28 protein-coding genes are annotated in these 25,197 nt (G+C 68.4%); 9 read left to right on the top strand and 19 right to left on the bottom strand.

All coding sequences use genetic code 11. The annotated features are described in order from the left end of the window. On the top strand, window positions 1–2,460 hold the full coding sequence (locus tag B4394_RS14330) for a hypothetical protein (protein WP_078315405.1): 2,460 nt from the start codon (window positions 1–3) through the stop codon (window positions 2,458–2,460). Window positions 2,461–2,518: 58 nt separating this feature from the next. On the opposite strand, the gene B4394_RS14325 is transcribed toward B4394_RS14330, so the two are convergent. The 9 genes from B4394_RS14325 to B4394_RS14290 all read right to left on the bottom strand — a co-directional run bounded on the left by B4394_RS14325 (window position 2,519) and on the right by B4394_RS14290 (window position 8,196). Then, window positions 2,519–2,737 (bottom strand): helix-turn-helix domain-containing protein, encoded by a 219-nt coding sequence (locus B4394_RS14325; protein WP_070943259.1) that lies wholly within the window; start codon window positions 2,735–2,737, stop codon window positions 2,519–2,521. Between the two features lie 25 nt (window positions 2,738–2,762). After that, a complete protein-coding gene (locus B4394_RS14320; protein ID WP_070943258.1) occupies window positions 2,763–3,044 on the bottom strand; it encodes a glutaredoxin family protein in 282 nt (93 codons plus the stop codon). Between the two features lie 80 nt (window positions 3,045–3,124). Beyond that, window positions 3,125–3,322, bottom strand: coding sequence for a hypothetical protein (locus B4394_RS14315; RefSeq protein WP_070943257.1), 198 nt, complete (start codon window positions 3,320–3,322; stop codon window positions 3,125–3,127). A 25-nt stretch (window positions 3,323–3,347) separates the two neighbouring features. After that, window positions 3,348–3,665: a hypothetical protein gene (locus tag B4394_RS14310; RefSeq protein WP_139360199.1), complete on the bottom strand. Its 318-nt coding sequence runs from the start codon at window positions 3,663–3,665 to the stop codon at window positions 3,348–3,350. 444 nt (window positions 3,666–4,109) lie between these two features. Next, complete coding sequence (locus tag B4394_RS14305; protein ID WP_131822772.1) at window positions 4,110–5,114, bottom strand: hypothetical protein; 1,005 nt, start codon at window positions 5,112–5,114, stop codon at window positions 4,110–4,112. A gap of 4 nt (window positions 5,115–5,118) precedes the next feature. Further along, on the bottom strand, window positions 5,119–5,583 hold the full coding sequence (locus tag B4394_RS25755; protein WP_078315403.1) for a hypothetical protein: 465 nt from the start codon (window positions 5,581–5,583) through the stop codon (window positions 5,119–5,121). Between the two features lie 12 nt (window positions 5,584–5,595). Beyond that, complete coding sequence (locus B4394_RS14295) at window positions 5,596–7,077, bottom strand: hypothetical protein (protein ID WP_078315402.1); 1,482 nt, start codon at window positions 7,075–7,077, stop codon at window positions 5,596–5,598. Continuing rightward, window positions 7,074–7,214 (bottom strand): hypothetical protein, encoded by a 141-nt coding sequence (locus tag B4394_RS25415; RefSeq protein ID WP_176138315.1) that lies wholly within the window; start codon window positions 7,212–7,214, stop codon window positions 7,074–7,076. Before B4394_RS25415 ends, B4394_RS14295 begins: the two co-directional genes overlap by 4 nt. 100 nt (window positions 7,215–7,314) lie before the next feature. After that, on the bottom strand, window positions 7,315–8,196 hold the full coding sequence (locus B4394_RS14290) for a chymotrypsin family serine protease (RefSeq protein WP_078315401.1): 882 nt from the start codon (window positions 8,194–8,196) through the stop codon (window positions 7,315–7,317). A gap of 379 nt (window positions 8,197–8,575) precedes the next feature. Here B4394_RS14290 and B4394_RS14285 point away from each other — a divergent pair, with 379 nt between their 5' ends. The 5 genes from B4394_RS14285 to B4394_RS14265 all read left to right on the top strand — a co-directional run bounded on the left by B4394_RS14285 (window position 8,576) and on the right by B4394_RS14265 (window position 13,434). Next, a complete protein-coding gene (locus B4394_RS14285; protein WP_078315400.1) occupies window positions 8,576–8,779 on the top strand; it encodes a helix-turn-helix domain-containing protein in 204 nt (67 codons plus the stop codon). Window positions 8,780–8,865: 86 nt separating this feature from the next. Continuing rightward, entirely contained in the window at window positions 8,866–9,270 is a 405-nt protein-coding gene (locus tag B4394_RS25750; protein ID WP_078315399.1) for a hypothetical protein, read from the top strand. Next, window positions 9,267–12,254, top strand: a complete 2,988-nt coding sequence (locus B4394_RS14275; RefSeq protein ID WP_078315398.1) for a DUF3987 domain-containing protein — start codon at window positions 9,267–9,269, stop codon at window positions 12,252–12,254. Before B4394_RS25750 ends, B4394_RS14275 begins: the two co-directional genes overlap by 4 nt. 259 nt (window positions 12,255–12,513) lie before the next feature. Beyond that, window positions 12,514–12,975, top strand: a complete 462-nt coding sequence (locus tag B4394_RS14270; RefSeq protein ID WP_139360197.1) for a hypothetical protein — start codon at window positions 12,514–12,516, stop codon at window positions 12,973–12,975. 195 nt (window positions 12,976–13,170) lie between these two features. Continuing rightward, on the top strand, window positions 13,171–13,434 hold the full coding sequence (locus tag B4394_RS14265; RefSeq protein ID WP_078315396.1) for a hypothetical protein: 264 nt from the start codon (window positions 13,171–13,173) through the stop codon (window positions 13,432–13,434). Between the two features lie 52 nt (window positions 13,435–13,486). Here the strand turns inward: B4394_RS14265 and B4394_RS25410 are convergent, their stop codons facing one another. Continuing rightward, a complete protein-coding gene (locus B4394_RS25410) occupies window positions 13,487–13,639 on the bottom strand; it encodes a hypothetical protein (protein WP_176138314.1) in 153 nt (50 codons plus the stop codon). Window positions 13,640–13,711: 72 nt separating this feature from the next. Here B4394_RS25410 and B4394_RS14260 point away from each other — a divergent pair, with 72 nt between their 5' ends. The 3 genes from B4394_RS14260 (at window position 13,712) to B4394_RS14250 (ending at window position 15,288) form a co-directional block, all read left to right on the top strand. Beyond that, window positions 13,712–14,296, top strand: coding sequence for a recombinase family protein (locus B4394_RS14260; RefSeq protein WP_078315395.1), 585 nt, complete (start codon window positions 13,712–13,714; stop codon window positions 14,294–14,296). Beyond that, window positions 14,293–14,718: a helix-turn-helix domain-containing protein gene (locus B4394_RS14255; protein ID WP_078315394.1), complete on the top strand. Its 426-nt coding sequence runs from the start codon at window positions 14,293–14,295 to the stop codon at window positions 14,716–14,718. Before B4394_RS14260 ends, B4394_RS14255 begins: the two co-directional genes overlap by 4 nt. A 66-nt stretch (window positions 14,719–14,784) precedes the next feature. Further along, window positions 14,785–15,288, top strand: coding sequence for a hypothetical protein (locus B4394_RS14250; protein WP_078315393.1), 504 nt, complete (start codon window positions 14,785–14,787; stop codon window positions 15,286–15,288). A gap of 2 nt (window positions 15,289–15,290) precedes the next feature. Here the strand turns inward: B4394_RS14250 and B4394_RS14245 are convergent, their stop codons facing one another. The 9 genes from B4394_RS14245 to B4394_RS14205 form a co-directional block, all read right to left on the bottom strand. Beyond that, window positions 15,291–16,637, bottom strand: a complete 1,347-nt coding sequence (locus tag B4394_RS14245; RefSeq protein WP_078315392.1) for a hypothetical protein — start codon at window positions 16,635–16,637, stop codon at window positions 15,291–15,293. Continuing rightward, the gene (locus B4394_RS14240; RefSeq protein ID WP_078315391.1) at window positions 16,637–16,924 is read right to left on the bottom strand and encodes a type VII secretion target; all 288 of its coding nucleotides are present in this window, start codon (window positions 16,922–16,924) and stop codon (window positions 16,637–16,639) included. The genes B4394_RS14245 and B4394_RS14240 overlap by 1 nt, the downstream gene beginning before the upstream one ends. A 249-nt stretch (window positions 16,925–17,173) precedes the next feature. Then, window positions 17,174–17,596 carry a GNAT family N-acetyltransferase gene (locus B4394_RS14235; RefSeq protein ID WP_286142068.1) on the bottom strand — a complete coding sequence of 141 codons (423 nt, stop codon included), beginning with the start codon at window positions 17,594–17,596 and terminating at the stop codon, window positions 17,174–17,176. A gap of 35 nt (window positions 17,597–17,631) precedes the next feature. Then, window positions 17,632–20,172 carry a DEAD/DEAH box helicase gene (locus B4394_RS14230; protein WP_078315389.1) on the bottom strand — a complete coding sequence of 847 codons (2,541 nt, stop codon included), beginning with the start codon at window positions 20,170–20,172 and terminating at the stop codon, window positions 17,632–17,634. Further along, window positions 20,169–22,256 carry a site-specific DNA-methyltransferase gene (locus tag B4394_RS14225; protein ID WP_078315388.1) on the bottom strand — a complete coding sequence of 696 codons (2,088 nt, stop codon included), beginning with the start codon at window positions 22,254–22,256 and terminating at the stop codon, window positions 20,169–20,171. Before B4394_RS14225 ends, B4394_RS14230 begins: the two co-directional genes overlap by 4 nt. Window positions 22,257–22,411: 155 nt before the next feature. Continuing rightward, window positions 22,412–23,092: a DUF8548 family protein gene (locus B4394_RS14220; protein ID WP_078315387.1), complete on the bottom strand. Its 681-nt coding sequence runs from the start codon at window positions 23,090–23,092 to the stop codon at window positions 22,412–22,414. Window positions 23,093–23,243: 151 nt separating this feature from the next. Continuing rightward, window positions 23,244–23,738, bottom strand: coding sequence for a hypothetical protein (locus B4394_RS14215; RefSeq protein WP_078315386.1), 495 nt, complete (start codon window positions 23,736–23,738; stop codon window positions 23,244–23,246). Further along, on the bottom strand, window positions 23,735–24,049 hold the full coding sequence (locus tag B4394_RS14210; RefSeq protein WP_078315385.1) for a hypothetical protein: 315 nt from the start codon (window positions 24,047–24,049) through the stop codon (window positions 23,735–23,737). The genes B4394_RS14215 and B4394_RS14210 overlap by 4 nt, the downstream gene beginning before the upstream one ends. Window positions 24,050–24,421: 372 nt before the next feature. Then, a complete protein-coding gene (locus B4394_RS14205; protein ID WP_078315520.1) occupies window positions 24,422–25,099 on the bottom strand; it encodes a DUF8548 family protein in 678 nt (225 codons plus the stop codon). Window positions 25,100–25,197 lie beyond the last annotated feature (98 nt).

Here is a 25,197-nt window from a genome sequence, read left to right as displayed (position 1 = left end):
ATGGCCGACACTGCAAGCCCCAGCTCGGTGCTGCGCGGCCTGGCGAGCGGAATCCCAGAACCGCAGCAGCGGTGGAGCCGTGGAGAGGGCCTCGGGGGGAAGCCCACGCCGAAGGCCGAGCCGAAGCCGACCACCACGCCGGCTGCGGCCCCGGCTGACTCTCCGAAGCCCGCTGTGGACACGAAGCCCGCGCCCGACACCAAGCCTGCCGACACGAAGCCGTCGGCCGACATGAAGGCCAGCGACACCAAACGGTTCTCGCCGGCCGTCGGTAAGACTATGACCAACCTGGGCGTGCCGCCCAGCGCAGTCCGCAACATCAAGTCGGGCGAGCGCGTCGCCGGCATCAAGGGCCTCGCGAAGGGGCAGTGGAACGCCGGCCAGCACTGGGCGGGTAGGGGCGCGGAGAAGGTCGGCAAGCTGGTCCCCTCGAAGTTCGGGAAGGGGGCGCTCAAGACTGCGGCGAAGTTCGTGCCCGGCCTCGGCGCCGCGGTGGCGGGCTACGCCGCGATCCACAATTTCAAGCAGGGCGACTACGTGGGCGCGGCGCTCAACGCGATCGGGATGATCCCGGGCCCGGTCGGCTGGGTGGCGCTGGGAGCCTCGGCGATCTGGGAAATGAGCGGATTCGGCGACCGCTACGAAGAGTGGGCCAAGCCCGACGGCACGAACACCTACATGCTGCAGGCCGACGCAAAGGACGTCTCCAACGTACGCGAGGTTGACGCGGCGCTGCGTACCGCGCAGCAGAACGTCTTCTCGTTCCAGGACGGCCCCACCGGTTCGGTGTGGGATGCGTCGCCGCCTCCCGCGCTGGAACTGAGCAACGCGGAGGTGAAGGCCGCGGCCGAGGCGTGGCTCACCGGGATCTCCGATCACTTCGCGGCGATCGACAAGGCGCTGACCGGATCCGGGGAGCAGTACTTCACTGAGCAGCGGGCGAGTCTGGCCGCTCACTTCACGGCGATGGCCGCGCTCAAGACCCAGGTCAAGCAGCTGACCGATCAGCTCTCGGCTGCTGACCAGGGCGGCGCGCTGGCGTACCGGGCGGTGACCACCGCGAACGCGGCGGCTCGTGGTCAGCTCGCCAGCAGCGGCAGCCTGAACGATCACGGTCCGGCCACGACGATGGAGACCGAGGTGCAGAAGGGGCAGTCCGGCATCGCCGCGGCGAACTCGAAGCTGGAGCGACTCTGGGCAGAGACGCCGCCGGCCGTGGTCCTGGTGCGCGACCTCACGGCGGGTGGAACGAAGCCGGAGAAGAAGACGGAGCCGGTCAAGCCCGTCACCGCGACCCCCGCCGCGGTCACCCCTGCTGCACAGACCCCCGCTGCGGCTACCCCGGCCAAGACCGAGACGCCGACCAAGAACAACGACGACCTGTCGAAGCTGCTGTCGCAGCTGGGCCAGCAGAAGGCGGCCACCCCGACCTCGAACCCGCTCGGGTCCGGCGGCGGACTCGGCGGCGGGTCGCCTCTCGGTGCAGGTACCGGCGGCGGTACGGGCGGCGGCACTCCGCTCGCCACGAGCAAGCCGGACTCGAGCGAGAAGTCGGAGCCGAAGAAGCTGGCCGACGACAAGAAGACGGAGGACAAGAAGGCCGAGCCCCGCAAGCTCGGGGACGACAAGTCGCTGAGCGGGGCCAAGCCGGAGCAGGCCAGGGCTGTGGTGCCCGGACAGGGGCAGAAGCCGGTCGCTCCCGTGCCCGCCGCCGCGGTCACCGCACCCGGTGCCGCAGCACCCACCCCGGCGCAGGCCAACGCGGCACACGCTGCGCAGGCGGCCGAGCCGAACAAGGAGGTCGACGTGAAGGGCCAGAAGACGGTGTTCCCGGACGCCAAGACCGCGAAGTTGGCCGAGATCTTGTCGAAGGCCGACCCGACCCATCCGGTCTCGCTGGCGGATGCGGCGAAGCAGGCCGGTCTCACGCCTCCGGTGGCGGGTCAGGATCCCGGTACGCAGGTCAACCCGGCCCAGGCGAAGCCCGGAGACATCATGGTCGCGGCGGACAAGAGCTACATGCTTCTGGGTGACGGCAAGTTCTACGACCTCACCGACTACAAGATCGTCGGCGCCAGCGACCTGCCGCAGAACCTCGGTGACCGCGCGGGGTACTTCCACCTCAACGATCCGAACCCGGGTCAGGCCGCACCGGGGCAGCCGGGAGACCAGGCACCGGCCGGTGCACCGGCACAGCAGCCGGGTCCGGTGTCCGGCCAGACCGGTGGGGTGCAGAACCCGGTGCCGAACGCAACGGGTGCTCTGCAGGGTCCGGCCGATGCCTCGCAGCCCGCGGCGGGTGCACCGGCCGGTACCGGTGGCGTGCCGAGCACCGGAGCGCCCGGTGTGCCGAAGCCGGGCGGTGCGGGTCCGGCCAACGCGGCGAGCACCGAGACCGGTACCGGTCAGGGCGGTCCGAGCAGCGGTGGTGGTGCGCTCGATCCAGGTGCGGTGAGGTAGAGGGTCAGGAACGGCAGCAGCCCCAGCCAGATCGGCTGGGGCTGCTTGCTGTTCGGGGTCAGTGCGAGGGGTCGCGGCCGGCGGGCACGAACCCCGCTGCGTTCATCAGGTAGTCGATCACTTCCTGGCGCCGGAGCTTCACCCGGTCGCCGATCCTCCAGGCGTGCAGCTCGCCGCGGCGCACCATGCCGTCGATGGCCTGGGGACCGACGCTGAGCATGCGGCCGGCCTCGGGACGGGAGATCAATTCGTGTGCGGGCGGTGTCGTGGTGTCCATGTGCCTGTCCTAGTTGATGTTCCGATCAGGCAGCGGCCGCGGCGCGGGTGAGCTCGCGCAGGTGACCGCGGATGTCAGGGCCGAACACGGTGAGCGTGCCCTCCGGGGAGGTGAGCAGGGTGACGGGCGTGGCCGGCATCTGACCAGGGCGACGGGCGGCGTAGATGTCGCGGATCAGCTGCTCGGCGTCGGCGTCGGTGGTCACATCGCGGTCGGTGTAGGGGACGCCGTGCTGGTCGAGGGTGCGCTTCACCCACTTGCATGGGGCGCAGCCCGGCTTGCTCAGGACGGTGGCGGACAGGGGCATTGGGAACTCCTTCGTTCGTGGAGGTGGAGCCGGCCGCCGCACCGAGGGGGACAGATGCGGCGGCCGGAGTCTTGGATGGGTCAGCCGAGCAGGGCGGTCAGGCGCACCGGATCGTTCTCCCACTGCGGGCGGAAGTTCGCCGCCAGCAGTGCGCCTTCGACAGCGTCGATGTCGGCGGTGTTGCTGCACGGCGCCCGCACCACGTGCCCTTCGCCGCCGATCTCAGTGAGGGTGAGCCAGTGATCCTCGGGGATCGTTACCTCGAACTCGCGTGTCATGTTGTGCTCCTTCAGGTCTGGGGTGTCAGAGCTTCGCGCCGGCGGCGAGAGCGGCGGCCATGTGCACCAGCGCGAGGTGCAGCTGCTGCTCGGCGGAGCGGGTGTACTGGCCCTCCCACACCTCGTGCTCGGCGACATCGACGGCGAACTCGTGGCCGGAGCCGTACAGGATCAGGTCGGCGTCGTCCTCGTCGCCGGTCCAGTTGCGCAGCTGCGCACGGACACGGTCGGCGAGTCGGTCGGGGTCCAGGGCGGCGGCGATCGCGTCGATGCGCTGCGTGTGCTGACAGTCCGGGCAGGTGTGGGACTGGACGAGGTTCTCGGCGGTGAGGGTCGCGGTCACGGTGATCTCCTGAGTTTGCTGAACCGGTGGAATCGGTGTAATCAACGCTACCGCTGGAATAGGTTACGCGCCACTAATTGATATGCTGTAGCAGTGATTTGGGATCACAAACCGGTTGAGTGCGGGGTCAGATGCGGCGTCCGAGGCGGTTTGCTGTTAGGCGGTACGGTTGTTGACGGGCGACCGGTTCCCCGCTTGACGGGGGTGTTCCCGAGGCGTTCGACAAGGAGTGGAAGCAGGCAGCCCGTTCCCCGCGTGGCCGGGGGTGTTCCTCAGTTGAGGCGCCGGGGCTGCTTGGTGCTGCGCCGTTCCCCGCGTGACGGGGGTGCTTCCAAGATCAGCGTCAAGGACAAGGCGACGGTCGATCGTTCACCGCGTGACGGGGGCTTACACGCAGCAGCCCCGGCACCTAGTGGTGGTGCCGGGGCTGCTTGTTGCTGCGGGTCAGACGGCGGCGGTGTCTCCCGCGATCTCGGCCCACGCAGACGCCACGAGCTGCCGCACCTGCTCGCGCGTCTCGTCGGTCAGCTGGTCCGCTCCGGAAGCCGGGTCCATGCCCGGCGCCTGCACCTCGAACAGGTCCTGCTGCTGCGGGTCACCGCCGGTCTCCTGCCACTGCGCGCGGCCGGCGGCCACCGCGGCGGCGTACGAGAGGTATTCGCGGTTCCAGTCGACGCCGTGCTCCCGGCCGAGCTCCTGCATGTACCGCCGTGCACCGCGGCGGGCGGCCTCCACCCGTTGCGCAGGTCCGACCTCGGTGGTCTCGATCGCGGTGGCGGCCTCCAGATCGGCGGCCTTCTCGCGGATCTCGTCCCAGTTCTCCGACATGAACTGTGCAGCTGAACGCTTCCAACCCTCGTCGAGCTCTGCGTCGGCAGTCGCGGCTACCGGTTCGGCGGTTACCACGTCGCGGATCAGGTCCGCGGGGTCCATGTCCTCCATGAGGTCGAACTCGCCGAGGTGCCACCGGACCCGGGCCGCGGCCATGACCTCGACGAACGCAACCACGGCCGCAGTCGACACGTTGCCGTCGAATCGAGCATGGTCCAAGGCGTACTCAACGGCAGCCAGGCGGTGGAACCTCTCGGTGTCGGTCAGGGTGGGCACGGCGATCTCCCCGGCGCGGGCGCAGAGCTCGACCCGAACCGCTTGGATCCAGTTCTCGGCGCGCAGGCAGTTCAGCACTCCGAGCTCATTCGCGGACTGGTTGCCCAGCCGGTCAGCGGTCAGTACCTCTATCAAGGCGTCCGCGTACGAATAGCCTTCGTCGGCACGGAGAGTCATGACGCGTGCCGCGGCTGCGGCGGTGCCGGCGTACACCACGCCGCGCACCCGAATCCGGTGCTCCTCCAGCATCTCTGGGCCCTGCAGCGGCAGCAGGCTCTCCCGTGCCAGAAGTTCCCCGGCGCGGCGGAACCGGGCGACATCTACGTCGTGCGCGTTCATCATCACCTCACCCCGCCGGGTACGGCGAGGTGCCGCCGGTCGTGCCGCCCGACGTGCTGTACGGCTTCGCCTGCGGCGTGGTGGGCGCGGGAGCCGGGGTGGGAGTGGGAGTCGACGGCTTCGGGTCCGCGGGCTTCGGCTCGGTCGGCTCGGGAGTGCCGCCGTCCGCCGACTGCACCCCGGTAGCGCCCTCGGTGTCGACCGTCTCCAGCCCGTCCAGCCAGGACTGCATCCCGGTCGTCGCGGTGCCGAGTGCAGTGGCCGCGGCGTCCGCCTGCGCTCCCGGGTTACCCGCTGCGGGAGCCTCACCGCCCCCGTTGCCGTCCACGCTCACACCGAGGGCCGCGATCACCGCCGCCTGCTCGGTGCGGGCGCGCTCGGCGGCAGCGGTCAGCTTGGTCTTGGTGGCGGTCAGGCCGTTGATGTGGCCCTGCACGGTGGCGCGGTCCTTGATCGTGATCTTGCCGGTCATGCTGTCCTCTCGTTAGACCCGGATAAGGGCCTGGTTCTCCTGGTTGAGGGCCTGGCAGATCGTGCCGCCCTTGACGCTTTCGGAGACCGCGTAGCCGCCGTTGAGCAACAACGTCTGGGGGTTGTTTCCGTACCCGACGATCTTCCCGTTCTCGTCCTTCTTGGCGGGGCTGCCGTACGAAGGCCCCGCGGCTCCGGGTGCCAGCGGCATCATGCCCATCGGCATGCCGGTACCGGCGGGGCGCGCGGTCTGCTGCTGGGTGCCCTGGCCCGTCTCGGCGGTGTGCGCCGCGCTGGTGGTGGTCTTCGTCGAGTCGAAGGCACCGGGCGTCGGTGTGCTGCGGCCGCCCACGTCGCTCTTGGTGTTGAGTCCCTCGACAGAGTTGCCCGACGTGGCCGGCACCGGCTGCGGGGTAGGTGTGCCGCCCGGGCCGGTGCCGGGAACCTGCACACCTGGACGAAGAGCGGTGGAGGCCGCGTTGACCGCAGGCGCCGGCGTGGCGGTGCCGAGCACAGCGGCAGCGGCACCAGTCCCCGTTTCGCCGAGCTCGCGGGCGATGTCGTCGACGTCGATCACGCCCGGCGTCTTCTTGGAGGGGTCGCCCTTGTCTTTGCCGTCCTGCTGGTTCTGCTGCTGGGGCTGCGTCGAGGCGGCGGGCTGAGCCTGGGCCTGCGGGGTGGACTGCTGCTGCCCCTGACCCTGCTGGCCGTTCTGAGACAGCGCGGACAGCAACGCCGAGGGGTCGGTGCTCTTGTTGTCGGAGCTGGTCTTCGTCGCAGCGGGCGCGGAGGTCTGCCCGACCGTGGGCATCGAGGGGGTGGCGGGCTTGCCGGCGCCGGGTGAGGCGGTCCGGTTGTTGCCCGAGCTGCTGCCGGAGCCCGATCCAGCACCAGTGGAGGTCGAGGAGGTACCGGTCCCCGGCACTGGCTTCCCGGTGCCGCCGTCCTGGCCGCCCTGCCTGGCGGCCCCCGCCAGCTTCTCGGCGGCCTGCTTGCGTGCCCGCTCGAACGCCTTGTTCGCAGCGTCACGCTTCGCCTTCAGGCTCTCCAGAGCGGTTGTCGCGGCGAGCAACTCGGACGAGGCGGAGTTCACGATCGGCTGCATGAACGTCCGGGCCTCGTCCGTCGTGCAGGCAGCCAGAGCCGCCCGCGCCTGCTCGTCAGCCGTCACGGCGTCAGCGAGCCTCTTCTCCGCGGTGTTCATCGCGTCCGCCTTCGGGGCGTCACGCTTCCAGGCAGCCGCGGCGTCCTTGAGGATCTTCACCGCGGCCTGCCGGGTGGCAGCGTTGGTGGACTCGTCACGGGCGGCGGTCTCGGCCTGCCCCGAGACCTCCACCACCTTGTCGGGCGCCACTCCCGCCGAGGTGCCGTTGACACCGTCGCGGCCGGAGCGGATCGCTCCGACGAGGTCCTCGAGCGTGGCGGACAGGCGAGTGGGGCCGTCGGGGTCCGGGAGTGCGTCGATACCGCTGAAATCCGGGTCGGTGTACGTCATGCCGACTGCTCTCCCTCACCGGAGGCCGTGGTGCGGATAGCGCCCGCCAGTTCGTCCAGTCGCTCGTTTAGGTTTGCTGTGGCGCTGGGGTCAGGCAGGGGGTCGATGGCGGTAAAGTCGGGATCGATGTACGTCATGCGAACCATTGTTCCAGCTAGAACATGGTTACGGGTCCGGCGACACCGATTTCGGGCGGACGGTGGCGGACGGGCGACGGTCCAGGCGGGCCGGTTGCTGTCAGCTGTTGCCTGCTGTCGTGCGCGCTGAGAACCCTTCACCTCGCAGTGGGGCGACACCCGCGGCGATCTGCACCCGGACACTCCGCAGGGCCGGGTCGAGGTAGCTTGCGAATCCCCGGAATCCGTTCCCGTCCTGGTGGATGCCGACCAGCACCGCGCGGTTCTGCTGATCCACCACGAACACGGGGGCGCCGGAGTCTCCCTGGAGCGTCGCGACGTCGTACGTGATCATGCCGTCCTCGTCAGTGCCGCGGGGTCCGCACTTCACGCCCGTGCGGGCGCCGTTGACGCACACCATCGCGCCCTCCGGCACCAGCTGCTGCACGCCGGCCACGGTGAGCACGCCCGCAACGGGCCAGGTGTCGGCGATCAGGGTCGCCGTCGTAGGGACAGCCGCAGTCCACACCGCAACCGTGTCTCCGCTCCCTGTGGCCGGAGCCAGAGGGGTCGGGTCTCCGTCAGGGGTGTGTTGCAACCACTGCTGAACACCGCCGGGGGCGGGAGCGCAGTGCCCGGCCGTGAGGAATCCGCGGACCTGCTGGGACATGGCGGGCACCACGGCGGGGCCGATGGTGCACAGGTGCATCTCGCCGTTCTCGGCGTGCTGAACCTGGATGCCGGGGACGGGAACAGCACCGTACTGCGCGAGGGTGAGCGGGTTGCTGTCCCGCCGGGCCTCGACACCTTGCCCGGTGACGTCCTGCCATGTGAACGCAGGCTTCTCGGGGCTGCCGGCGGGCAGCACCGTCGCACTCGTCGGAGCAGCGGCCGCCTGTCCGGCGCTGGGCCACGGCTTCGGCTCGGTCGGAGAGCACGCCGACAGCAGCGCCGCCGCGGCAGCTGCCGCGGCGGTTGTCAGTGCGATGTGGTACCGGCTCATGTGTTCGAGTCTATCGGGTGGGGTCAAACGAACGGTAGAACGGAATGTCACGTCCTCCGTCGATACGGGGTTGGGAGGCAACGGGTTACGAGAAAACTGGGCGGCGTGACGTGTTCGAGAGACGTGAATATTGCTGTGCTGGTTAGTGATTCGTTGCGGAGCAGGGATGTTTCTGTTCTCTACTTTAGAGAATGGATCTGAGTTACGGCCTTGAGCGGGAACGGGTTTCGCGAGAAAAGTCACGAGTGATTGTTTCGGGCCGGATCGGGCGTCTGACCTGCGCATATGCGGTATATTCTCTGAAATAGAGAATCCCCCAACGGATTTCGGCGTGTAGCGTGGGTGACGACCGATCGAGACCGAATAGGGAGGGGAAGCAGTGACCGCCACCGCGACCGCCATCGAACCGACAACCGAAATGCTGCTGAGCGTCGAGCGCCTCGCTGCTGAGTGGGACGTACACACCGACACCATCAAGACGCTGATCCACTCCGGCGCCCTGCGCGCCAGCAAGGTCGGCCGCCAGCTGCGCATCCGCCCGAGCGACGCTCAGGCGTACCTCGACAACACCGTCGTCAGCTAACAGGCCCCAGACACGCGAAAGGCCGGCTCTGCGGGCCGGCCGATCGCTTCTCGAAATGCTCCACCCTCGAAGAAGGAGACATCTCCATGATGACACACGACCCGGGCGATGCAACCCTCCCGCACGACACGCACGATGCTGACTGGGCCCAGTTCACCTACTCGGCTGCAATCCGCCGCCGCGCTGATGCGCTGCTGGCCCGGATGACGCACCCGAGCACCCCGACCGCCGAGCGCACCCTGTGCGCGCAGCGTTTCGTCTCCCTCACCGGTGCGATGCCGGCGCTGAGCGCCGACGACGCCCCCTACGAGGTGCTGCCCGACGAGGGCGGCGTGATCGTCGAGTGCAACTCGGGCGGCGGCTGGGCCGAGTGCGACCCCACCGACCCCGTGTCCGTCGCGGAGGCGGTGCGCGCCTGCGGGGCGGTGCCCCGCTACTGGCGCGGCACGATGCGCGCGGCCTACATCGCGCGTGGGGCGGTGGCAGCATGACCGCCGCCGAGCAGCGCGACCCGCTCGCGTCCGCCCGCGACATGCGGGCCCAGATGCGGGACTGGAAGGCCGAGGCGGTCCAGAACGCGAAGTCCGGGGCCACCGAGGAGTCTGCTGCCCCCGCCGTTTCCGCCGGGATGATGACCGCCGCCGACGCCGAGTTGGCCGCTGGGCTCGCATCCAGCGCTCTCACGGTGAAGGTCAAGCCCGGGCTCAAGCACCCGATCGGCTACGGGTGGAATCACAAGCCCGGACTCACCCCCGAGGCTGCCCGCGCGCACGTCGCCGAGGGCGGGAACGTCGGCATCGACCCGGGGCGTAGCCGCATGGTGCTGATGGACGCCGAGAACCAGGCTGGCGTGGACTGGCTCACTGCGATGGGCTTCACGCTCACCGTGATCCCCGCGAAGTCCGGCGCGGGTCCGGTGCTGGCGACCGGCGAGTTCAACGACAAGGAGGGTGGTGGCCATGCGTGGCTCCGGCTGCCGGACGATGCGCCGGAGGAGCTCGGCGACACGCGGTCGATGATCCACCTGAAGAACGGTGGCCGCCTGGAGATCTTCGCGAGCCGGGAAGAGCGGCAGGTCGTCGCGCCGCCGTCGCGGTTGGACGAGGCGTACGGCCGGAGCTACGCGTTCACCGGCGCCGCCATCGCGGAGGCGCCGCCTTGGCTGTGGGACCGCACCGTCCCGGTGCCGGACACCATGGACCCGTACGACGCCGCGCAGGTCCATGGCGCCGTCGCGTCGCCGACGCCGAGGGAGCGGGCCGAGCGCAGCGCCGAGTCGCAGGCGTTGTCCGACGCCATCGTCGAGATCCCGTGGTCGGAGTGGATCGCGGGCGACCCGCGGATCCAGCTGCTCGACTCGGTGGGCAGCTGCGGCTGCAACCACTTCCACTTCGAGGGGCAGTCGAGCGACACGGCGGGGCACCTGCACGAGTGCGAGGAGCACGAAGGGAAGGCGCATCTGTTCAGCACCACCACCATGGCGGAGCTGGGGTTGGATTGGGCTCGCGTCTCGCGTCTGGACTTCGCTGTGGGGCTGCGGAACAGCGCGCGGGACCACGTCGGCGAACCCCTCACCCGCGCGGACCTGATGCGCGAGTTCGATCTGATCACGATGGCGGAGCGGGACCCGCTGCCGGCCACGCGACCTGCTGACTTCGTGGCGATCGCAGACTACCTCGATCGGACCGGGAAGACGGACCGCGCGGCTCGGTTCAGGTCGGCGGCGGTGGCAATGCAGACCGAGCGCGAGGCTCGGGCGGCGGGGCAGGCTGGAAGCGAAACCTTCCTCTCTGAGCCGATGATCGGCACGGAGGCTCCCGGCGTGAACGCGGGGGCGGTCGGCCAGCCGCAGGTGTCGGGCAACGAGGTGCCGCTGAGCGCGGGAACTGTGCCGCCGGCGTTCGGCGGGCCGGCTGCTGTCGCACCGCGTCCGCACACGGGCGCCGGCCCCTTCCCTGTGCACGCACTGCCGGAGGTGCTGCGTGACTTCGCGGTCGCCGTTGCCGCGTCGATGGCCGTTCCGGTGGAGCTGGTCGCGCCGATGCAGATCGCCGTCCTCGCGGCCGGCTGCGGTCCGGCCACCATCTACGTCACCGACGGCTGGGAGGCGGAGCCCGGTGCGGTCTGGATCATGATCGTGTCGCCGCCGTCGACCCGGAAGACGCCGGTGCTGAAGGTGGTCAAGGCGCCGATGACAGAGGCCGTCCGGATCATCAACCTCGCTCTCGGCGAGCAGCGTGCGGAGCTGCAGATGGAGGCCGACGCCCTGGCCGAGGCCGCCGAGGAGGCCGAGAACGACGCCAAAGTCGCGATGAAGCAGGCCGCGAAGGAACTGGTGGACGATCCCGATGCCACCGCACGTGCGGCATCGGCGGCGGCGAAGGCGGCCGCAAATGGGACCTGGGTTCCGCCCACTGCGAAGGGGCTCGCCACCGACCTCGCGGCGAAGGCAGCGATGCTGAAGAAGATGGCCGAAGAGGCACAGGCGGCGGTCCCGCCAGAGGTTGAGCCCGTGTTCACCGACGCGACGCCCGAGGCGATGATGGAGCTGTTGGCACGTCAGAAGGGCCGCGGCTTTCTAATCCACCCCGAGGCGTCGGAGATCTTGACCTCGGCGACCCGCACCGACACCAAGGGCATGGAGACCGCGAAGTTCTGCTCCGCGTACGACGAGGAGTACATCAGCACACACCGCATCGCCCGCGGCGTGACCGAAATCGACCGCCCGTCCATGTGCAGCCTGCTGATCGTGCAGCCTGACCCGGTGAAGGAGGCGTACGCGCCTCGGCAGGGCGGCGGCAAGAGCAAGATCACCACGAACGGATGGAGCGACCGACAGGGTTTCGTCCTGGTACCGGAATCGGAGGAGGACACGCTCCGCCGTGACCGCAGCATCGATCCGGTGGCCGCGAAGGCGTACACGGAGGCGGTGACCGCGGAGTGGGTGCGCTCCTACATGCTTTCGGCCAGCGACCGGGAGGCGTGGGCGAACCTCCGCTTCCGACTCACCCCGGAGGCCTTCGAGGTGATCGCGGACCACTACGACCTGGTGGAGCGGATCAAGCGGCAGCCCGGAACGCGCGCGGAGTCCTGGGGCAAGGTCATCGGCCGGGCGGTCCGCATCGCCCGCTGCTTCGCGCAGCTGGATGTGACGGACCTGGGCAGCGAGGTCCACCCGATCCAGGCCCACCACATGCAGAGCGGGTGGGAGATCGCGCACTGGATGATGCGCAGCTTCGATGCTGCAACCAACGCGCCGGAAACCGTGACCATCGTCGAGCTGGTCGAGCAGGCCGCCGACTACGTCCTGGAGAAGGTTCCGGCGGTCGGCGACATGATCCTGCGACCGAAGGTGCGTAGCTCCAAGCGGCACGGCCCGTACGTCGAGGCGGCGCTCGAGCAGCTCACCCGCCGAGGTCAGGTTGAGGTGCGCGGACAGGAGATCCACCGGGTTGCTCTCGTCGCGGCGGCCTGATACCCGACGCCTCACTGCGGAGCACAACCCCGTGACTTCGAGTCACGGGGTTGTTGCGTGTCCTGAGCTCGGCTCGGCGGCTACGACATGTCGTTACGACATCGTAGGGGTGTCGTAAGCGATGTCGTAGCTGTTTCACCAGGTCAGAGCACATGTCGTAGATGTCGTAGGGGTGTCCCCGTTTCCATGCGTCGTAACGGAAGTGAAAAAGGATCAAGATTCTTAGCTTTGCTTAGTATCTGCCTACCTAGCTGCGAATGTGCTCAGACGGGGACACCCCTACGACATCTACGACACCACCGCTGAGCTGCAACGATGGCTACGACATCGGCTACGACATGGGTGCGATGTCGTAACGACACCCCGGACCCGCCTCCTCGCCGCGTTCTCTGTTTTAGAGAATGCCTCCATGCCGCCGAACTTCACCGAGACTTGGGTCCCGTTCAACCTCGCCGAGCTGTCACCGGACGAGTCCCTCCCGCTCACGGCCGTCGACGAGTTCATCCCCTACCTCACCGAGCGCTGGCCCGAAGGCGGCCGCCCGCACAGGGTCGAACTTCGACGAGACGGTCGCCCGAACCCGGCTGGCACCGATGGCTACGTGGTCTTCCGCGTCCCGCCGCCGGAACCAGACCCAGGGAGCACGCGGAGGGTGACGGTGGACTGGGCTGCGGTCAGGCCGAAGCCACCCACGAAGAAGCGGAAGAAGCCCGAGGAGTAGGTCGCCACACCGCTGGCATCATCTTCGTGACAGCACGAAGATGATCGACCGCTGAGCGCCGGACCCGAGGCGGACCTTCTTCGTGCTGTCGCGGAAATGGTCCTGAGCTACTTTGTGGGATCCCGCAAAGTCACCGCGACGTCAGGTCTCACCGCCAAGCTGATGACTGTCACCCGCCGCGCGTAGCGCCCCGCTGTGAGCATCACCCGGCACGCCGTTCGCATCCGCCTGAGCACCCGGACCGACCCGGCCGGGATGACGGAGTGGGTAGTCGGCTACACGATCAGCGAACGCGGCCGGGAGAACAGCTTCGTGACGCACCACGCCGCGGAGGGCGCCGCGCGGCAACTGGTGGAGAACCTGCTGCGGGATCGGCTGCCGGGCACCGCGGAGAGCGACGTGTACAGCGAACGGATATATGAAGGTGTCGGTACCATCGACACCTTTGGCCGAACATGAAACAGCCCCCGGCCTCCGCTCCCATGGCGGCCGGGGTGTCTGCTGTTGGGGATCAGTCGCGAGCGGCCGCGGCCTTCTTCTTCGCCTCGCGGTTGGCCTTGCGGGTCGCGGCACCGCGCAGCGCGGATTGGCGTCCGGGCGCGTCCGTAAGCCGGTCGGTAACCGGGACGGCGTGTAGGCGCGACGCCAGGCCGCGTTTCCCCATGCCGCATCGTCCCGTTAGAGGTGTCCGGTAAATAGTCCCGATGACGGCCCCCTATTCGGTACTGTTGAAGACATGAAGATCGGATACGCGAGGGTCAGCACCTCCGAGCAAGACCTAGAAGCCCAAATCGTCGCGCTGCGCAAGCTCGGTGTCGAGGAGCGGGACATCCGCGTCGACCACGGGCTTACCGGAACGAACCGCGACCGGCCGGGGCTCCGGGAAGCGCTCGCCGCCGCCAGCCGCCCCGGCGACGAGTTCGTCGTCACCAAGCTGGACCGGCTCGCCAGGTCGATCCGCGACGCGAAGGACATCGCCGACGAGCTCGTCGAGCGCGGGGTGACACTGCGGCTCGGGAACTCCGCCTACGACCCCAACGACCCGATGGGCAAGATGCTGTTCAACATCCTCGCCACCTTCGCCGAGTTCGAGGCTGACCTGATCCGCATGCGCACCCGCGAGGGCATGGCCGTCGCGAAGCGGAAGGGAAAGCTGCGGGGCAAGCAGCCCAAGCTCTCCGCCGCCCAGGAACGACACCTGGTGGATCTGTACAAGAAGAACGAGCACACCATCGCCGAGCTCGCCGAGCTGTTCAGCGTCGGCCGCAGCACCGTGTACCGCGCGGTGGAGCGGGCGAACCGAAAAGAGAGTGCAGCATGACCAAGCACGACCCCGCCGCCGAAGCCCTCCGCGCCCGATTCCGACGAGAAGAGGCGGCCCTCCATGCGGAGGGCTACCTCACCGTCGCCGACGCGGCAGCGCTGCTCAACGTGCACCGCGACACCGTGAGCCGGATGATCGGAGACGGCCGACTCCAGGCCACACGCGTCGAGGACCGCGTCGTCACCCGGCATGAATGGATCGACGCCGCGCCACGCACCAGCCACGGCGCCGCAGCGTGGCGGCGCGAGCACGGGTGGTTGTCCGTGGCCGAAGCCGCCGCGGAGCTCGGCATCACCCGCCAAGCTCTGAACGTGCGCATCACTCGGGGGACGCAGCCAGCGGTGCGGGCCGGCGCTGGCACACCGGTCCCGGGCGCGTGGCTGATCCGCGCAGCGGATGTGGAGGGTAGGGCGGCGTAGCGCTCAGTGCCCGAGCGCCCACTTCGCCGCCATCACCCCACCCCTGTTCCAGATAGGGTGGTGGGCATGGGGGTTCCGACTCACGCGATGGTGTACACCAGCGGTGGCGCCGCGACCATGGACGGCGGTTCGGGGCCGCTGCAGTTCCTCGGCCCGTTGCGGCAGTTCGGCAAGAACGGCAACTGGTTCTTGCTGTTCTACAGGTTGCCCGAGGGGAAGACCTTCGAGGAGGTCCGCAACGAGGCCACCGAGCAGTTCATCCAAGCTGCCGGTGACGCCGCGGCGATGACCGTGGAGATCCGTAAGCCAGGCGGCGAGCAGTGGGGCGCGAAGTGGGTTCGCTACACGATCGGCCACCCGCACGACGGCGACCTACCGCTGGACGTCGCGATCCCGCTGCCCAACGGTGACCAGATGGTCAGCCGCGCCGAGGTTTTCGATGCCGACGAGGCCGCGCAGCTGTTCATCTCGTACTACAGGACGGGCGATCTTCCCGAGGGGTACGTGCTCCGGCCGGTCGAGGGTTACACGGCCGATGGCGACCTCGTCGAACTGGGCGGCGCCGCGTAGCGTCAGGCCATGCTGTCGGGGTCGTACACGTTGCCGCTCCGCTGCCGCTGCTGCTCGAGAAGCTGCTGACCGAGAACCCGCATCGCAGGGTCGTCGCTGTCGATCAGCTGCTGCGGCGTGAGATGCGTACCCCAATCCGGGAAGTGAGGCGTTGGCGTCGGTGCTGGGGGTGTGGGCGTCGGTGCCACCGGCACAGCACCCTCTGCGTGCGTCCCGCCGAACCTGCTGCTGCCACTGTCCACCGGGGCCCGTCCGGCAGTCGCCTCTCCAGCCGACGCGCCCGCACCCGGTCCCAGCTGCTGTGACGGGGGCACCCACCCTTCTGGCGGGTAGACCACCTGGGCACCGACGATCTTGATCTCGCGCCCGTTGAGCATCGCCCTCGCGGGCCTCTCGGGCGACACAGCGGCGTCGAACCGCTGCTGCTTCGGATCTAGGGACTCTGTGTTCGTCTTCGCCTCAAACCCGATGTACTCGTCTGGGTTACCCGTCGGCTGAAGGCCGTCGTAGTAGCGGTTCTGCGGCGTCCCGTCGGGGTGACGCACATCCGGATGTGTCGCCCGCACCTGCTGACGGATGATCGGGATACCGGTTTCCTGCTCGCGCGCGTCGAGAGCTGCCTTCTCAGCTGCCTTGCCGTCGCCGCTGTTCCCCGGGCCGTACGTACCGTCGCGGCTGCGGTTCGGATCGGTCTCGTGCGGATCCTTCGGGTTGGGCTTCTTGTCGGAGTCATCGCCCTGCTGCGGGTTCAGCTTGAACCGGTGGTCCACCAGCTGCACCGTCGGCTCGTGGCCCGGCTTGCCGTCCTCAGGGAAGCTCAGCCCTTCCAGCGGCGCCAGCGCCCCGGTGATCTGGCCGGCCACCGCCTTGTCGACCGCGGCGAGAGTCTGTGCACGCGAGGCGATCTCGTCGGCGAACTCCTGCATCTGCCGTTTCCGGGCCTCAGAGACTCGCATCAGCGAGCCCGCCGCGTTCTCTTTCACCGACAGGTCTTCCCCGACGGTGAACCCGGCCTGCTCCGCCTCGGTGATCGCGGCGGTGGCCTGCCGCTTGGCCCAGGAGATGTCGTCGGCACCGTTGCGTGCGGCAGCCGCCGCGGAGTGCAGCGCGTCGGCGGCGCCGCGCACCTTCACCACGTCGCCCCAGGAGCTGTCGGCCGCCGAGTCCGCGCCGGCTCCTTCCCACGCCGTCCCGCCGGGCCGGGACATCCCCGTGTGGATGGTGGTGAAGTGGCCTTCCCATGCCTGCGCGGTCTCGGTCCAGTGGGTGGCCGCGGCCTCGAGGTGCGCGGTCTCCCATGCCTCGATCTGCGACCGGGTCGGGGTTCCGGCTGCGCTGCTCGCGGGCATCAGACTTCGATGGTGGTGGCGATCGCCTGCGCGGAGCCGCCGTCGGTGGTGGTGTAGCCGCCCGCCGCGGCACGCAACTTGTCGCCGGTCGACGTGGCCCGGCCTGCGAGGGTGGCCGCAGCGGCCTGCACCAGCGCGTTGCCGTTCTGAACCGCTGCTGTCGTGGCCTGGTGGGCGGCTCCGGCAGCTGCGGGCGTCTCGGCGGCGGTCAGCGCTGCGGACGCGGTGTCGCACACGGCGGCGTGCGTGTGCAGCCCCTCGGCGTCGACCTTGATCGCATCCGCCATCGTGAACCCCCGATCCCCGGATTCAGGATAAGGGCATGCTGGGCACCGGCCAGTCGGAGATTCGGTGGAACCGATCACCCGCGGGGCGCGTCTAAACCGATGTGGACGAGTACGCAGAGGATCTGCCGGGACCGCAGTTGCCCAACGTCGTAGAGGCCTACTTCGTCCGGGAACGGGCCTGGCACCGCTTCCTGCGGGGGACCGGGGCGGTGACGGCCGAGAGATCGGCCGAGGAACCGTCGCGGTGGCTCACCAGTCCGCCGGCTGGATGAACAGGGTGCGGCCGGGCGGTCCGGGGCGCGAATCGTAGAACGGTTCCCAGCCGAGAGACACCCAGAACCCGTCGGCGCGCTCGGCGGAGTACGCGTACAGCCGACGGTGCTGGTGCTGCATCTCGAGCGCCCGCACCACCCGGGCGCCGATGCCCTGCTTGCGCACAGCGGTGGCCACCTCGATGTGCTGGATCTCGAGACGCTCACCGCCGAGCTCGGGGACGTCCGCGTAGTGCGGGTTGATGCCGCCGGGGTCGTCGAGTTGCACCCGGGCCACTTCGACACCGGACTCCCGCACCTCGATGAACCACGGATCGCCGACCGCCCCCGCAGCGCTGCTCCACCAGTCGGGGTACTCGTAGCCCTCCGACGACGGAAACGGGGTCCACGAGCTCTTCACCGCCCCGTCGGCGCGATGGTCGACGAGCGCCAGCGTCACGTGTACGCCATGCCCTCCGCGGCGAAGATCGCCTCGATCAAGTTCTTGTTCGTGGCCTCGGCGATGCGCTCGTCGATTCCGTGCTTGGTCAGGTCGAGTGCCCGCATCGCGCCGTCGATCTCGGCCACAGCCAAGCACCGCCGAACTCGGTCGGGGTGGTCCTGCGCGTACTTGGAGAGCGCGGCCCACTTCGCCGAGGTGTCCGCGAGGTCATGGCGGTGTGGGTCGACGATGTCCATGACGTACTCGCGGTCACCCTCGTCGTGCCAGAACAAGAAGTCGGGGTGCATCAGCTGGTACTTGTCGCCGAACTTGTAGGGCACCGCGAGTGCGTGCTTCCCCGAGGAGGGGTTCCGGTACCAGCCGACGAGCGTCTTCGCCTTGAGCTCCGACTCGAGCACCGCGGCTTCCCACGACGAACGCGAGGTGTCGACCGGGAACTCGCCAGCCTTCGGCTTGCCGTCGGGGATCACGTACAGATGCGACGGGTAAGCGGTGATCTGCTCGGTGGTCCCGCCTCGCACCTTCTCGGTCGCCGCCGCGTAGACGTCACGGGCCTCGACCGTGGTGGGCAGCATCGGCGTGGAGCCGGTGTGCCACAGCGGTTCGATCTGATCCCGTATGTGGCGGGGGCGCCGTGATACCTCGGATTGATGCTGGTCGCGCCACGTACTCATCAGCGCCGCAGCCTGCGTCTCGACGGTATCCTTGAAGCCGAGCTCAGCCATCGCGGTCAGCCGCGCCATGGCGTCGACCTCATCCATCCCCGCTTCGCACAGGTTGTTGAAATACCAGTTGGCCGAGCCGTCCGGTAGGACGCGGCGGGCGCGGCGGAAGTACCCGTCGAGATCGCGCTCGTTGGTGGGGGTGTCGCTCTTCCCCTCGCTGAGCATGATCATCTCGCCGTACTCGACCACTGTCGTGTTGATCGTCAGCGACAGGATGTCCTTGGCCTTCGCGTCGATCTCGCCGCTCCGCTGGCCATCCGCCGCCCGCATCTGGTCGACGATCCACGCCCTGGCCTTAGCTGACCCTTGTTCCACGAACTTGTGCTCGGTAAGCGCCGAGGCGAGACGCATGAGTTGCGCGGTACGCGACGGGAACGTGGTCCTCTGCCGGGTGTAAGACGGCAGGGTGTCGAGCAGGCCGAACACCTCCGCCGGCACCTTCGATGAGCGCTCGCACACGACGGGGGCGACCACGATGTCCACCTCGACGGTCTCGTCCTCGGTCAGCGCGTTGACAACCCGGGCGACGTGCTCGGCTCGGAAGCCCGGCAGATACGCGGCCACTTCGTTCAGGCGGTCATCACCCTCGACGCGCTTGGCGAGCGGAGTGCGTACGAGGCGGCCTATCAACTGGGCGATCTCGGTGTAGTCGTCCTTGTTCTGGAAGCTGATCATCACCTCGGCGCGGGGGCAGTCCCAGCCGGTGGTCAGCGCCGATTTGAACACCACGACCCGCGCCCGGTCGTCACCCGCGATCGCCTCCGGCGCCAGATACCGCACAGTCCTGTCGCCGACCTTGAGCGGGCCGTGCGGGTCACCGAAGGCATGTGCGATGGCATAGTCGGTGAGCTCCGGCCAGGCCGATGAGATCACCGCGAGGATCTCCACCAGCCGTGCCTCGGTCACCTTGGGCTCGACCTGGACCACCAGTAGCGGTTCCACCAGCCGGTCGCCCGTGGTCTCGTGATGGGCTCGCCACACCTGGTCAGAAGTCTTCAAGTCCTGGACGGCGAGGGCGAGCATGGTGTTGTTGGCGGACTGCGACTCACCGACGCTGCGGAGCAGTATGCGGTCCTTAAGGAGACCAGACTCGCGTACGTCGCCGGCCCTGACTGCGTGCAACCTCCGAGTGCGGTTCGCCGCTTTCATCGCGGCGTCGAACCGATCCGGGGTGGCAGAGATTCCCAGAACCACCGGTGCTGGAGGCTGGACCGTGCCGATGTTGGTCAGTCCGCCGCCGACGATGGTGCCGGCGATCGTCTTGCGCTCGTTATTGCTCGTGCCGGACCCGCGGTGAGCCTCGTCCCAGATGACCACGAAGTCCTCGCCGCGCTCACGCACCGTGTTGGCGATCATGTCCCATACGCCGTGGGTCCGCTTGTCGTTGCGGGTGCCATCGGCGCGGACAGCGTGCAGCGTGGAGTTCTTCTGCAGTGCCTGGATGTGCACGAAGTAGATCAGCCCGGGTTGGAGGGTCCGACTGTCCTCCTCGCCGAGGAGCCGGATCCGGTTGACGTCAATCCGGCCGCCAGAGGCCGTGGTGATCTTGCTGATCGTCTGTGCGTTGAGGGCGCGGTCGTCGGTGATCCACAGCACGGTGGTTTCCGGTCTAGGTGCCCGGGTCGGGGTGCCCAGGTAGAGCCCTTCGAGCACCGCGGTCGCGATCACAGTCTTCCCCGCAGCGGTGGGGGCGGTGAGTCCGACAGCCGTATGCTCTCCATCCTCCAGGAATCCTGCGCGCGCCTTCGCCAGGTGAGAAAGCAGGACCTCAACGGATTCGCTCTGGTACGGCTCCAACGTGAACTTCATCGGGCACCTCCCGAGAAGTTGTCGGTGTAGTTCAGCAGGTAGTCCTCGAAGAGCTGGACCGTATCGATCCCGACCGGTAGCCGCTCAACGGCCTGCTGATACTCGGCGAGGGAGTCGGTGATGATGAACAGGACCTGGGGAGGCTCGCCGGTGGTCGCGGTGGCTGTGACGGCATCCGCGAACGCGACGAGGGTATCGATGTCGAACAGCACCCCGTAGGTGCCGGTGAGCGCCCAGCCTTCCCCGGGGTCGGCTTCGATCCGATCCCCCTGGGCTCCGCCCTGGAGCCAGAACAGTGGCGCCAACCTGGGGAGCTCGATTCCTCGGCGGACCGCGGAAGGGTCGAGGTACACCAGATCGAACATCTCGACGTTGGCCGACAGGCCGTCGGAGTATTCGGAGCCGTCGGGGCGTGTGCCGGTTACCACGGTCGAGATCCGCGGTTGGCACACGTACTCGAATATGCCGCGCTCCTCCCACTTCGGGTCGCCCGGATGCAGTCCTGCCTTCCGTAGCCGCTTGGCCTCGTTGGCACCGATCTCGTTGTTCGTCACGACGATGGCCTGTCGGGACCCGCCGTCCTCGGCGTTAAGGCGCATCACCGCGTCAGCGGTGGTGCCTGACCCGCCGAAGAAGTCGAGCACCACGGCCTCCGGGTTCCCCTGCCCGAAGCCGAGGAGGATGTCAGTAAGCAGGTCGACGGGCTTCGGGTAAGGAAACCGCACCTCGCCGAGAATGTCGGACAACGCCTTGTTCCCTCGGTTAGTTCGGTGGCCGGCCTCGCGCCAGATGGTAGGGACTGAGGTCCCAGCGGTCGTGCCCTCACCGAAGATGAGAGTGGGCACACCCTCTTCCTTCCCGCTTGGAACAAGGACCCCCTCTCGGTACTTCTTCTGGTTTCCCCCTGCGATGTACTGGATCCGGAAGCTGGGCTTACCGTCCCGCGGCTTCTCGGGGGTGATCCGGATGAGGCCGGCATCCCAGTCCTCGCGGAGTGATTCTGGAATCAGCCGCCACACGCATTCCTTACCCTGGCTTGTTACTGGCCACACGGCCGTGCAGCCGTCCGGAGTGTCATCGGTCTCGAACACGAAGTCGGCTTTGTCCCCGGTGTACTCGCCGGACCTGATCATCTGCCCGAGGCTCTTGCCGACTCCCTGCAGCGCACCACTCTCGGTGTCCACGAAGATCGGGTAGGCCTGGTTGGGTCGCGTCACCGGCGTGAAGGTCGTCAGGGTCATGCGCTCCCACGGGCTTCGGGCAACTCCTCCGGTGAAGGTCGTAGCGCACGGCTCGAACGTCTCAGGGGTGATGGCGATGAGGTACTCGTGCATGTAATCGAGGCCGTTGGAAGGCTTGCCGCCACTGGTTTGTACCGTGATGCACTGAACCGACCGAGAACGGAACAACTGCTCGCACAAGCACATGAGGCGATGCACTTCCTGCGTCCCGATACTGATGCAGATGACGCCGCTCGGCTTGAGCAGATCCCGCGCGATCAGCAGTCGCCGCTCCAGGAACGACAACCACTTCGACGACTTCGCCCGGTCGGCCTGGTCCACGTACCTGTCGTTGTAGATCCAGCCGTCGTTGCCGGTGTTGTAGGGCGGATCGATGTAGATCAGGTCGATCTTCTCGCGGTGGGTGGACCGCAGCGCCTGCAGGGCGTGGTAGTTCTCGCCGTTGATCACCACGTGCCACGGCGCGTCCTCGGGACCGTTCTGGATCCGCTCCACCGAGCGCAATCCCGGGTAGATCGGCTCCCCGAACTCCCGGACGACTGCGAGGTCGCCCACCGGCCGCTCACCACCGTCACCGCTGAGGACTGCGACTTTGCGATCCTGGTCGGCGAACCCCACGACGGTCCAGGTCCCGGTGCTCGACTCATCACGCAGTGCGACGCGGACACCCTTCCGGATCGGGTAGTCGACCAGGCGCACGGACTCCGGCAAGTGCCGGTCGAAGACGAGACCGAAGTGGCGGGAGCCGCGCAGAAGGTCCACCTCGCGGGAGAGGTGGCTGCGCAGGGACTCGTCCTGGACCCGACTGATCAGCTGGTCCAAGATGTTGGTCTCGTCGGCCATGTGGTCCTTCCGAATGCGTGCAGACGGTGGATGCGAAGAACTTCTAAGTACCTGCGGAGATGGTTCTGTGGACCGACGTCCGTGACCTCGCAGTAGTCCAGCCTAATCGGAGGCGCCGACACTCCCGGCCCGCCGCGCCTACCGCAACGGCAGCACTACCGACGGCGCCGCTGCCATTGCCAGATTCCGTGGTCGAGGTCGGTCGGAGATATGCACATCTGGTCCGCTGCGGCCGTCACGATAGCCGCGGCGAACACCGAGGTGACGCCGTGGGGCAGGTCCAGCGAGTCCGCGACGAACCGGCAGATCATGCGGTCGGGCTTCACACCTGGGAGTCCGGCGAGCATCCCCAAGTAGCGCCAGGTAATTCCGGACCGCTGCCCGACGACGCCGCGCCAGGCGATCTCAACCTCAGCGAAGCGGGGCTTGTCGCCAGCGGCTTCGCACAGGGCCGCGGTCGTGGTCACATTCTCGGCGGCGAGCACCCGGGCGGCATCGCGAACCGCCGTGGCTTTGAGTGGCGCCCACGCGTGTGTGGAGGTCCTGTGCCTGTTGCCAATCGCCTTCGCCCAGCCCGCAGGACCGCCCAGTTCCTCGAAGGTCGACAGGAGCTCGGGCACACCATCGGAGTCCGGGTCACCGCCCTGCGCACGGCGGTGGCGGCGGTAGGCGTCGATGATCCCGACGACGCTGGGGTATCGGACTCCGGTGGACTGGATGGAGTCGACCACGCACAAAGCCAAGGCGTCCGGGTAGCCGGGCGGGGCCTGGGAGCCACGGAATTGCTCGCACCTGGTGATCAGGGCTTGCAGCTGCGCAGCGGTGAAGTCGGGCATCGTGTCAGTGTCTCCGGAGGGTATCCGCAGATCCGCTGCGGGAGGGCTACCGCGGTCTCTGAGGACCGCCGGCCGAGGTTGCTCGCATCGATCGGGATGCTACTCGTCGGGGTGCGACTCGTCCCCGGGATTTAGCTCGGCGGGCAACCCGTCACTCGCCCGCGAGTGCCCGACCGAACGCCGCCGCAAACTCCTTCTGTCGCCCCGACGACGGGAAGGGGATTCGCACCTTGCTTACGGACAGGCCCGCGGCCGCCAACGCGGGGTAGGCCGCGTCGTACACGTCGACCTTGATGAGGATGATGCGGTCGGGTTCCAGCTCGGCGATCCGATCCAGCAGCGCAGGCACGTAGGGCACCAGATCAGACCCGTCGGCGGGATCGGGCTTGAGGTCGACCAGGAACACGCCTTGCTCCCGCAGCTGTGCCAGCAAGGACGCCTTGTTGTCCCGGGTGGGCTCGGTGCCCGGCAGGATCGCCCGCGCGACCGACCGGAAGAGCGTGTCCTGCGTCGGGACGTCGGTGAAGTAGAAGTAGCGGCCAGCGGCATCGGGCGGCGCTTGCGCGACCAGCAGCAGCCGGACCTTGTCGGGCTGGTACTGCCGTGCGGCCGCAGCACGGCGCTGCCTCACTTCGGCCGCGGTCATGCTCCAGAGCCGTCCACGTGCTCCCACCGGGTCCACGTGCCGGCCGGATACGACCGCAGCACCTCCCCGAGATAGATCACTTCGAGAACGCCCTCGATCTCTTCACCGCGAAGCCGCTCCATGTCGAGGTAGCGGGTGCCGGCGATGTGCTCCACCTCGCCGGAGGACAGCCACACCGTGACGGCTCCCCGTCCGGACATCAGGCACTCGGCGTAGTAGTGCGAGTCGCACTCCATCACCGACGTGGCCATCGGCCCCGACGCTGCGTAGAACCGCTCGGCTGCCGTCACATCACTGCTGCTGTTTGTCATGCAGGAAACGCTACTTCGGAGGGGTGCACGCACCTTGGTGCGAGCCGCGGCACTGTCGAACGCTGCCGGAGCGGCCATGAAGAGATGAGGGCACATCCGTGTCACTCACACCACGAAGAATCAGGAGAGCCACATCATGGCGATCTGCGGATACTGCAACCATCCCGGCTACCACGCCCAATACATCCCGCCGGGCGCTGACCCGTCGAGGCGGTGCGGTGACTGCCCGCGCTGTCGGCAGGAACTGGACCAGCGGGCAGAACGGCGCCGGTAGCGAAGCGGCTGATCCCGGGGCTGGTCGATCCGGCCCCGGGTTCGGTCCCGACGAGCCGTGCCGGGCACCGCTCCGATCCGGTGAGTCTGACGGCAGCCCTATCGCCGCCCGCGCTGGAACCGCCAGATCGCGTGATCGAGGGCCGTCGCAGTCATGTCGAGCTCCGGCGCCGCGGCGGTCACGATCTCGGCGGCGAACTCCGAGCCGACGCTGCGACGCGGTACCTCCAACGCATCGGCCACGAAGCGGCAGATCATCCGATCAGGCTTCACCCCCGGAACTCCGGCGAGCATCAACACGTAGCGCCACGTGATCCCGGAGCGCTGCCCCTTCACCGCGGACCACGTCTTCTGCACCTGCTCCAGCCGCACCTCATCCGCGGCAGCGGCGCGAAGCGCAGCGGTGGTTTCGAGCCCCTCGGCGCCGAGCACGCGGGCTGCGTCCCGGATCGCCTCGGCCTTGAGGATCCCGCCGCGGGTGGAGGTGCGGTTGCGGGTGCCGATCCGGCGGGCCCACGTGTCCGGCCCGTCCAGCTCGTCGAAGGTGGCCAGCAGCTCCGCGGTGCCGTCGGTGGCCGGTTCCCCGCCCTGCTCGCGGCGGTACGTCCGGTAACGGTCGAGCACTTTCCCCACGCTGGAGTAGGTGACGCCGGTGGACTGCACGGAGTCGACTACGCAGAGGGCCAGCCCGTCGCGGTAGCCGCCAGGGGCCTCAGCGCCGCGGAACTGTTCGCAGCGGTCGACGAGAGCGTGCAGCTGGGCGTCGGTGGGTGGCATGGGCGACAGCGTCGCACAGGGCACCGACACCGAGGCAGGAACCAGAAACGTTCCCGATTCATCGCAGCCGGATCCGCTACGGGTGAGACGATCACGCG

It is taken from the genome of Mycobacterium sp. D16Q16 (assembly GCF_002013745.1).
GTDB lineage: Bacteria > Actinomycetota > Actinomycetes > Mycobacteriales > Mycobacteriaceae > Mycobacterium.
Note: the sequence above shows the minus strand (reverse complement) of the source record. Positions and strands in the feature narration are given on the sequence as shown.

Bases quoted from the DNA above. Each gene is read 5' to 3' on its own strand.
- B4394_RS25410 (WP_176138314.1), bottom strand. From the start codon at position 13,639: ATGGGGAAACGCGGCCTGGCGTCGCGCCTACACGCCGTCCCGGTTACC.
- B4394_RS25750 (WP_078315399.1), top strand. From the start codon at position 8,866: ATGATGACACACGACCCGGGCGATGCAACCCTCCCGCACGACACGCAC.
- B4394_RS14220 (WP_078315387.1), bottom strand. From the start codon at position 23,092: ATGCCCGACTTCACCGCTGCGCAGCTGCAAGCCCTGATCACCAGGTGC.
- B4394_RS14240 (WP_078315391.1), bottom strand. From the start codon at position 16,924: ATGGCGGATGCGATCAAGGTCGACGCCGAGGGGCTGCACACGCACGCC.
- B4394_RS25415 (WP_176138315.1), bottom strand. From the start codon at position 7,214: ATGACGTACATCGATCCCGACTTTACCGCCATCGACCCCCTGCCTGAC.
- B4394_RS14260 (WP_078315395.1), top strand. From the start codon at position 13,712: ATGAAGATCGGATACGCGAGGGTCAGCACCTCCGAGCAAGACCTAGAA.
- B4394_RS14230 (WP_078315389.1), bottom strand. From the start codon at position 20,172: ATGAAGTTCACGTTGGAGCCGTACCAGAGCGAATCCGTTGAGGTCCTG.
- B4394_RS14245 (WP_078315392.1), bottom strand. From the start codon at position 16,637: ATGCCCGCGAGCAGCGCAGCCGGAACCCCGACCCGGTCGCAGATCGAG.
- B4394_RS14215 (WP_078315386.1), bottom strand. From the start codon at position 23,738: ATGACCGCGGCCGAAGTGAGGCAGCGCCGTGCTGCGGCCGCACGGCAG.
- B4394_RS14225 (WP_078315388.1), bottom strand. From the start codon at position 22,256: ATGGCCGACGAGACCAACATCTTGGACCAGCTGATCAGTCGGGTCCAG.
- B4394_RS14315 (WP_070943257.1), bottom strand. From the start codon at position 3,322: ATGACACGCGAGTTCGAGGTAACGATCCCCGAGGATCACTGGCTCACC.
- B4394_RS14250 (WP_078315393.1), top strand. From the start codon at position 14,785: ATGGGGGTTCCGACTCACGCGATGGTGTACACCAGCGGTGGCGCCGCG.
- B4394_RS14205 (WP_078315520.1), bottom strand. From the start codon at position 25,099: ATGCCACCCACCGACGCCCAGCTGCACGCTCTCGTCGACCGCTGCGAA.
- B4394_RS14255 (WP_078315394.1), top strand. From the start codon at position 14,293: ATGACCAAGCACGACCCCGCCGCCGAAGCCCTCCGCGCCCGATTCCGA.
- B4394_RS14330 (WP_078315405.1), top strand. From the start codon at position 1: ATGGCCGACACTGCAAGCCCCAGCTCGGTGCTGCGCGGCCTGGCGAGC.
- B4394_RS14210 (WP_078315385.1), bottom strand. From the start codon at position 24,049: ATGACAAACAGCAGCAGTGATGTGACGGCAGCCGAGCGGTTCTACGCA.
- B4394_RS14295 (WP_078315402.1), bottom strand. From the start codon at position 7,077: ATGACGTACACCGACCCGGATTTCAGCGGTATCGACGCACTCCCGGAC.
- B4394_RS14290 (WP_078315401.1), bottom strand. From the start codon at position 8,196: ATGAGCCGGTACCACATCGCACTGACAACCGCCGCGGCAGCTGCCGCG.
- B4394_RS14320 (WP_070943258.1), bottom strand. From the start codon at position 3,044: ATGCCCCTGTCCGCCACCGTCCTGAGCAAGCCGGGCTGCGCCCCATGC.
- B4394_RS14325 (WP_070943259.1), bottom strand. From the start codon at position 2,737: ATGGACACCACGACACCGCCCGCACACGAATTGATCTCCCGTCCCGAG.
- B4394_RS14305 (WP_131822772.1), bottom strand. From the start codon at position 5,114: ATGATGAACGCGCACGACGTAGATGTCGCCCGGTTCCGCCGCGCCGGG.
- B4394_RS25755 (WP_078315403.1), bottom strand. From the start codon at position 5,583: ATGACCGGCAAGATCACGATCAAGGACCGCGCCACCGTGCAGGGCCAC.
- B4394_RS14275 (WP_078315398.1), top strand. From the start codon at position 9,267: ATGACCGCCGCCGAGCAGCGCGACCCGCTCGCGTCCGCCCGCGACATG.